The 5,438-nt window shown below is 45.3% G+C and carries 3 protein-coding genes and 1 pseudogene; 3 read left to right on the top strand and 1 reads right to left on the bottom strand.

What is annotated here, in order from left to right; all coding sequences use genetic code 11:
• Positions 1–166: 166 nt before the first annotated feature.
• A pseudogene (locus HMPREF9420_RS10515) lies at positions 167–1,681 on the bottom strand (helicase-related protein); the annotation flags it as partial.
• 288 nt (positions 1,682–1,969) lie between these two features.
• Here HMPREF9420_RS10515 and HMPREF9420_RS10510 point away from each other — a divergent pair.
• From HMPREF9420_RS10510 to HMPREF9420_RS10500, 3 genes are read left to right on the top strand one after another with little or no spacing between them, the layout of a single operon-like run.
• Entirely contained in the window at positions 1,970–3,190 is a 1,221-nt protein-coding gene (locus tag HMPREF9420_RS10510; RefSeq protein WP_007135657.1) for a site-specific integrase, read from the top strand.
• A 4-nt stretch (positions 3,191–3,194) separates the two neighbouring features.
• Positions 3,195–4,463 carry a site-specific integrase gene (locus tag HMPREF9420_RS10505; protein WP_007135656.1) on the top strand — a complete coding sequence of 423 codons (1,269 nt, stop codon included), beginning with the start codon at positions 3,195–3,197 and terminating at the stop codon, positions 4,461–4,463.
• 52 nt (positions 4,464–4,515) lie between these two features.
• Complete coding sequence (locus tag HMPREF9420_RS10500; RefSeq protein WP_007135655.1) at positions 4,516–5,001, top strand: DUF1896 domain-containing protein; 486 nt, start codon at positions 4,516–4,518, stop codon at positions 4,999–5,001.
• Positions 5,002–5,438 lie beyond the last annotated feature (437 nt).

The raw sequence follows: 5,438 nt of genomic DNA, 5'->3' as shown, positions 1-5,438 counted from the left end.
GGACTTCAAACCTAACAGTTAGATTTTGGCAAAATATTTATTTTATTGCCAAAGTCTAACTATCGCATAGATATATATTGGCAGATTTCCCTCTTGGGAATAGTTCGAAAATTTCCTCATAAGTCAACTATTAGTTTACTTGCAGGAAAGAAAAACAACCATTCTTTTAACGTTTCCATTTGGGTCTGAAACTCTGCAAACGACTATCTTCCTCTTTGTCTTGGACAGGATTGTTCTCATTCTTTATTTTGGCAGAGTTGTTGGATAAATCTTTTCCTTGTTTTATTTCCTCTTTTTCTTCCTTTTCTTCATCTGGTGGAGCAAGGGTAAGCGCAATCTTTCTGTCCAATTCAGCAGCTTCACTTTTAAGTGAGCGAAGCTCGTCCTCTTTCTTCCAAGAACTGTTGGCAATGTTGATGTAAACGTCTTTATTGGCTACAACCTTTGCCATTTCCTTCTCATGCGACTCTATCACCTTTGGAATACGCTCCAAGGCATTAACGAAGTTCTGACATGCAAGTTTCGGGTCAGTAGCCAACTTACCATTATTGTAAGTGTAGTAGATAGACTCCTGCCCTTTCACAAAAAAGCGGTTCACCGAACAGTCGAACAAGTCCTTGGAAGTACTCTCTGTCTTGACCATTATGGAAAAACCATAAACTTCACCGATTTTGTTGTACTCGCCTTTGGTGCGTGCTTTTTCGTCTATCTCCTGCAGACGGGCAGCAATGGCCTTGATATCGGTGCTGTCTTCTACACCTTTGATTGTCAGTTTATTTATAGATGTACCTTCATCATCACGTTCTACACGCTGCTCAAAGAGAGCTAAGTCAGACTGTGCCTCTTTGATTTTATCCGTATGGAAGGACACGGAACTCTCAATCTCTGCCAACTTGCCCGTTGCGGCATCACGCTCACGGAGGAAGTTCTTGCGCTCTGATTCCAAGGTGGTAATCTTCTTATCCAATCTTGCTTTCTCCAAAAGGTCGGTATTGCCAGAAAGCACTGCTACGTATTCGGAGAAGTTCATGCCACTGTCCTCATCCATCGAACCCTCATCGATGGTACGACTACCAAGCGTATTTGTCTTTAGCTGATTAATGAAGAGTTGCTTGTTGTGCAGCAGGTTAAACTTGTAGCTATCCAAGGAACGTTCCACGGCATAGATAATCACATCGACTTTGTTGTTCGCAAATTCCTTGGCGATAAGGTTTCCCTTGCGCACGGCTCGTCCATTGCGCAGCTCCAAGTCTGAAGGTCGCCAGGGCGTGTCCAAATGATGGACCGCCACGGCACGTTGCTGGGCATTCACACCAGTACCCAACATGGATGTAGAGCCGAAAATAATACGAATATCTCCACGGTTCATCGCATCTACCATCGCTTTTTTTGCCTTCTCGTTCTTACACTCTTGGATAAAGCGTATTTCGTAGGACGGGATATGGTAGTCTTCCACCAGCTTGCGCTTGATTTCCGAATAGACATTGAAGTCTCCACCGGGCTTGTAAGTACCCAAGTCTGAGAAAACAAACTGCGTTCCTTTCTGTGCATCGTACTTCTGATAATAGTCATTGAGTATCTTGGCACAGTGACTTGCCTTGTTGTCGATATGATCTGAGTAAGCATTTTCATCTATCATGCGTAAATCAAGGCTCATCTTGCGGGCATAATCAGTAGGTAAGAATTAAGGGATATAGAAGGAAATGTAAAGAATGTAACTATTTGAAATAGTATCATTTATCATTTTTCCGCTTTAAGGGTGGTAAGCGAAAACAAGCAGAAAACGGTAGGAGTTCCGTTACCAAATCGTAACCCATCGAAGAAAAAGCAAAATGGGGTTACGAATTGAATGTAAACAACTGTGTCTTAGGTTTTTATTCTTCATCTTTCATTTTTCTGCATCGCTCAGGAATACTTGTTCATCTGTACCTTTGCAAGCAAAGGAAATTTAGAAAAAAACGACAGAAAAATGAAAGAAAACAAACTCAAAGTATCGTTCTTCGTTCAGGCGAAACGAACCGACAAGAAAGGACTTGTGCCTGTCATCGGGCGCATCTCCGTAGGCAGAACCCATTCGGGCTTCTCCACCAAGTGCAAGACTCCGCTCGCTCTTTGGGACAGCCGTAAGCAACGGCTTATCGGCAAGAGTGCCATTGCGGTGTCCGTCAATCAGAAACTCGGTGAATGCACCGCGCTCATCCACGCACGCTTTCACGAACTCCGTGAAAGGGAAAATTCTTTTACTGCCACCGATGTAAGGGATGCCTATCAGGGGCAAATCCACTGCCAAGCCCTGCTCTTGGAGAGTTTCGAGGAGTATCTTACACAGACTAAAGAGCGCATAGGCATCGACCGAGCCTTAAAGACGTTCAAACTTCGTACCTACCAGCTCTCCCTGCTCCGTGAGTATGTGCAGAAAAAGCATAAAGTAAGCGATATTCCCCTTTCACAGTTGGATAAAGCCTTTATCGATGGCTTTGAGTACTATCTCACCATCGACCGCAGACTGAAACACAGCAGCATATCGAGTGCCTTGTCCACCTTGCAGACCATCGTCCGCATGGCACTGAAGAAAGGTGTGCTGGACTTCTATCCTTTTTTGGGCTACAGTTACGAGCGACCAAAGGGTGAACCGAGAAGCATCACGAAGGAAGAACTTGAGCGCATCATCGACTTGGAGATTGAATGGACGAACTACCGCGTTGTTCGTGATTTGTTCGTGTTCTCCTGCTTTTCAGGGCTGGCTATCTCCGATGTCCGTAATCTTCGGGAGGAAAATATCGTCTTGGAAGAGGGCGAACTCTGCATCAAGGGCAGACGAATGAAGACCAAGACCCCGTATCGTGTACAAGTACTTCCTCCTGCTTGGGCGATAATGGAGCGGTACAGGGGAAAACGTGCAGGTTTTGTCTTTGATGTGCCTACTAACGACATCATCCTCAATGGTATGCACTTTATACAGAGAAACATCGGTATGGAAACTCCGTTGACCTTCCACATGGCAAGACACACCTTTGCATCGCTCATCACGCTTTCGGCAGGTGTACCTATAGAAACAGTGAGCCGTATGCTCGGACACACCAACCTGAGAACAACACAGATATATGCAGCGGTTTCCTCCGAAAGAATACATCGGGATATGCAGATAGTGCAGCAGCGAATACAAGATACATTCACTTTAAAACTTTGACATCATGGCACGTAGCACATTCAAGACACTCTTCTATATCAATCGCTCCAAAGAGAAAAAGAACGGCAAATGCCCGATTATGGGACGTATCACCATAGACGGAGAGCAGGTGCAATACAGCACAGGCAAGGAAATCGCTCCCGAACTTTGGGACAGCCATAAGGGACGATGCAAGGGAACAGGCGAAGAAACAAAAGAAATCAACCGCTATCTGCAAACCAAAGAGGAACAAGCCAAAGGCAAGTACCAAGAATTAGTTTGGCAACGTGGCTATATCACTGCCGAGTTGTTGAAACGTGAACTCATGGAAGAAGACAAGCCCAAAGGCTTCCTTTTGGAGGAAGCACGACTATTTATTGAGGAAAAGCGTCCTTGTATGGGAATAACGGTTGCCAAGCCGACCTTTGCCAACTACATCTATGCCACACAACTCATAGAGGCTTATCTGCGTGAACGCTTGGGGCTGGAGGATATTCGCTACTCTCTGTTGGACTATGGTTTCATCGAAGGGCTGGACTTCTACCTTAAATCAGAGCGCAACCTATCTCTTGCCACTATTCAGGTAGCGGTCATCTTCCTTAGGAAACTCATCGGCATCGGCCAGCAGAAGAAATATATCCGCATCGATCCGTTTGCAGACTACAAAGCAGAACTGCCACACCGAACACGCAGATATCTTACAACGGAAGAATTGCAACGACTATTGCAAACACCCATCATTGACAGGCAGTTTGAGCGAGCAAGGCAACTATTCCTTTTCTGCGCCTTCACCGGTTTGGCTCGTGTGGATATGCAACGGCTCAAACCGAAGCATATCATCCATAATGCTGACGGCACGGAGGAAATACGCATCAAAAGGCAGAAAACGGATGTAGAGGCGATTATTCCGCTCCTGCCCATTGCCAAACAAATCCTTTCGCTCTATATCAAGGACAAGAAAGCGGACGACTTGATATTCCCTAATCTCACAATAAGAAAAGCATCCTTTGCGTGTGTGAACATCGGGCAGATATGCCGGATAGAGAAAGGTTTGACCTTTCACATGGCTCGCCACACATTCTCGACTACGATTTGCCTTTCCAATGGTATTTCAATGGAAACGCTCAGCAAGATGCTCGGACACAGCAATATCGGCACGACACAAATCTACGGAAAGATAACCGACCACAAGATACAGGAGGATATGACAGCACTCACTGACAGGGAGCATACTGCCTTTGAAGGATATTGTGAGTCGATAGCACGGCAGAACGTACCACTGCAACACGCATAAAAAGGAAGTAATTACCAAACATTTATTATTCACGATTGAAAAACAAACGGTTATGAAAGAGAACAACAAACAGGAACTTTCCTACTTTCGATTGAAGTTAAGAAGTTACATGAGTGAGCATCATCCCGAGAGATTGCAAGACACGGAGTTTATCACCGCACGAGCTGATATGGCTCTTACCGCCTACTGCGATGCTGTAGTGCAAGGTTTCACGCACCCCGAAGCGGAGAGCATGGCAAGTGAGGTCTTGTATCAGGGCTTGCATTTCTCAAAGTATGACACGCTTGTATCCGTCTTGGAGAACGAGTTTGAAAGGGAACTGCCAACACCGCTCCCAGAGAGACTCGCACCCATTTTGTTGTCGAATAAGGCTGTTCAAGCCACATTCGACAAGTTCGATTTGACGGACACATTGGCTTCTGACGAGCAATACGACCGTCTTTACACCGAACTCACAGGCACGATAGTGCTGCTCATCGAGAGCAACAATCTGCCAATGGTCAAACAGACGGAGGAAGCAAGCCCAAAGGCGTTGTAGGCAAAGGCAGACGCAAAGCCCCTGAAGTCGTTTCTTATCGTGCAAAGGTACAACGGCAGCCAATCTGGCCCTGACAAGGTCAAGTCCTGCGGATGGAGAGAAGAATCTCCACCGCAGGATTTTTCTGTTTCAAGGAGATTTAGTAATTTAGTAATTCTCAATATCCGTGCGGTCGTATTCTTCTCTCCCAACCTTGCAGGGATGGGCTGCCGTAGAGGGTATAGGCACGACAAGAATACGGCATACTCAGGCTCTTTGGACGCAAGGCGTAACAACCAACAATAGATAGGACTGACGATAATTCGGACAATCTATTGTTTGTACAATTTGTTGTCATGACTATCTGTTGTCAAAACTATATATCGTCAAAATAATCTATCGATAAAACTATCTATCGACACTTCGATATCTCGATTTGTCGAACTATCGAATTATCG

The sequence above is a fragment of the Segatella salivae DSM 15606 genome (assembly GCF_000185845.1).
GTDB lineage: Bacteria > Bacteroidota > Bacteroidia > Bacteroidales > Bacteroidaceae > Prevotella > Prevotella salivae.
This window is presented reverse-complemented; position numbering and strand designations above follow the sequence as displayed.

Bases quoted from the DNA above. Each gene is read 5' to 3' on its own strand.
- HMPREF9420_RS10510 (WP_007135657.1), top strand. From the start codon at position 1,970: ATGAAAGAAAACAAACTCAAAGTATCGTTCTTCGTTCAGGCGAAACGA.
- HMPREF9420_RS10500 (WP_007135655.1), top strand. From the start codon at position 4,516: ATGAAAGAGAACAACAAACAGGAACTTTCCTACTTTCGATTGAAGTTA.
- HMPREF9420_RS10505 (WP_007135656.1), top strand. From the start codon at position 3,195: ATGGCACGTAGCACATTCAAGACACTCTTCTATATCAATCGCTCCAAA.